Origin of the sequence: Brevibacillus sp. SIMBA_040 (assembly GCF_046535075.1) — a bacterium.
Taxonomy (GTDB): domain Bacteria; phylum Bacillota; class Bacilli; order Brevibacillales; family Brevibacillaceae; genus Brevibacillus.
This window is the reverse complement of record NZ_JAWRXI010000183.1, coordinates 1-272: the sequence shown is the minus strand read 5'-3', so window position 1 is coordinate 272 and position 272 is coordinate 1. Positions and strand designations below refer to the sequence as shown.

Annotated in this window: 1 protein-coding gene; it reads right to left on the bottom strand. The window is 52.9% G+C overall.

Translation table 11 applies throughout. The features are described from left to right. Window positions 1-73: 73 nt before the first annotated feature. A partial coding sequence (locus SB752_RS32470; protein WP_410719508.1) for a hypothetical protein occupies window positions 74-272 on the bottom strand: 199 nt, incomplete at its 5' end.

The following is a 272-nucleotide window of genomic DNA, read 5'->3' as shown; positions in this document are numbered from 1 at the left end:
AGTAGTAGTGCCTTGGGACGCATTGCGAGCTCAAACCGCACATAAATTTGTAACCTTTGGGTTGCTCAAGACTTTAGGTGTCTTGCCGCAGGATGTGCCAAACCCAATTGTTGGGATCATGACGAAAAGACCCAGGACAGTTGCTGATCTGTTGATGTTTTCGCATTGCAACGTTGTGGTTTGTACCATCGGCGCGATCGGCACGAGTCTTCCCAGCGCGTTGCTTCAGGAGATCGCCAGTCGCTGCTGCGCGCTCGTCCTTGACGAAGCGC